This is a genomic window from Campylobacter sp. IFREMER_LSEM_CL2127 (assembly GCF_025771745.1).
Lineage (GTDB): Bacteria > Campylobacterota > Campylobacteria > Campylobacterales > Campylobacteraceae > Campylobacter_D.
The window spans coordinates 1-1,980 of the sequence record NZ_JAKMQV010000024.1 but is presented as its reverse complement, the minus strand read 5'-3'; the positions used below and the strand labels follow the sequence as shown (position 1 = coordinate 1,980).

The window sequence follows — 1,980 nt, the reverse complement described above, 5'->3', positions numbered from 1 at the left end:
GTTAAAAATACACCCCACCACTTAAATATAACTTCATTCTATGATCATCATCGTATTTATACTGATGAACTGCTCTTGCTGCATCAAGCTTTATATAATACTCATTAGTTTTATTATAAAGTATTTGCAAGCCTACTGCATCTAAAAAATGCTCATCTGCTAATCTATCCCCTGAGTCTTTTTCATACCAAGCATAACCTATATCATAAAAAGGAGTAAAATAAAAATTCGTATTTGGTATATTTATTCTTATACCAAAGTTAGCTATTATGGTATTATCTCCATCACCTTCTCCATTATCATAAGCTCTTACTCCATAAGCTCCACCTAAAGAGGAACTCTCAGAAGAATCTAATTCAAAATTTCCTAATACCTTTTGATAGTTTATATTTAAAGTATGAGTAATGTATTCATTAATACTATAATAATTATTCAAACTAGCATTGAGTTTTCTAAACCAGCCAAAGCCTTTGTCTCCGGTTTTAGATGTACTTCCAAGCATAGTAGCACCATCATCATATACCTTACCCACACTTACCTTAGCACTATAACTTAAAGTATTATTCTCAAAGCCTCTAAATAAACCTTCTAAACCCATACTACCTACATTAGAATGTTTATCGACCGTATAAGGAAAGAAAGTATTTGAAAAAGACTCATCTTTTAATATTTTATGATAAATACTAGAAGTAAAATATAAAGATGAATTAGTATTAATCCATACAGGATAAGAAAAGTCTATACCAAAATTTCTAGAAGTACCACTAAAGCCAACTTCTTTATAATCTCCACCTAAAGAATAAGATCCTTGAGATATACTTGGAGTAATTTTTAAATTTCCTAAAAAGAAAGTATAACTAGCTCCATAGTTAATTTGTTTTTCATTGCTTGATTGTAAGTAAAAATTATAATAATCTCCCATATTAAATATAGAATTAAATCCCATACTAATACCAGCTCTAATATCCCCTGCACTTTCAATACCATAATTATCAGTATATAATAATACATTAGCCTTAGTATCAGGAACTACTTCTATAACTACATCAGTTTCTCCTACATTCTCTCCTGCTTGTAAACCTGCTAGGGTTTGTACTCCATACATTTCATTGACTTTATATACACTATCTTCTATTAACTTAGTAGAGATGATTTTACCTTTGATTCTTTCATTAAGCTTACTTTCTATAAAATAATCTTTTATAGTAGTTTTATTCTTTACTATATACTTACCTAATGTTCCTAAGGCTATGTTTATTTGTACACTATCTTCAAATTCTTGTTGGGGTACATAAGCTGTTGCTGCAGGATAGCCATTAACTTGGAAATAATAAGCAATGATATTAGATATATCTTGTAAATCTTGTAAGCTAAATTTTCTAGCACTAAACTCACTAATAAGTAATTGTAAATCTTCTTCTTTAATACCTAGCTTTTCAAAGCTAGTGTTTTCATTAGTGATAACAAATTTATATTTGGTTATTACTTTTTTGGTGGTAGTGGTGTTAGTATTATTAGTTTGGTTGTTTGTATTAGTAGTATTATTATTAGAACTATTATTAGTTTGATTATTTGTATTATTATTAGTTGAGTTAGAATTATTATCATTTACATTAGTATTAGTTTTATCATTGTTTGTATTGGTAGTATTAGTGCTAGTTTGGTTATTTGGGCTGGTAGTGTTATTAGTTTGATTGTTAGTTTCCCCATTAGCTTCCTCTTCTTGATTTAGTTTTTCTTTTAATTCTTTCTTTTTTTCTTCAAAGTCTTTTTTAGCTTCTTGGCTTTTTATATAATCATCTTTAGTTTTTAGATTTTCTTTGATAGCTTTGTTTTGAGGGAGGTTTCTATCAGGGGATAGTTCTATAACCTTTTCTATATCATTTTTAGCTATGGTAATACTTCCATTATTAGCATAGACTAAAGAACTAAGTGCTATAGTGCTAAATAAGAGTTTTTTCATGGTTGTTTGTTCCTTTT

Annotated in this window: 1 protein-coding gene; it reads right to left on the bottom strand. The window is 28.5% G+C overall.

Annotated features, from left to right (window positions below; genetic code table 11):
* Position 1: 1 nt before the first annotated feature.
* Positions 2-1,963 (bottom strand): ShlB/FhaC/HecB family hemolysin secretion/activation protein, encoded by a 1,962-nt coding sequence (locus L8V77_RS07605; protein WP_263707393.1) that lies wholly within the window; start codon positions 1,961-1,963, stop codon positions 2-4.
* Between the last annotated feature and the right edge of the window lie 17 nt (positions 1,964-1,980).

Coding starts and splice junctions, on each gene's coding strand:
- L8V77_RS07605 (WP_263707393.1), bottom strand. CDS start 1,963: ATGAAAAAACTCTTATTTAGCACTATAGCACTTAGTTCTTTAGTCTAT.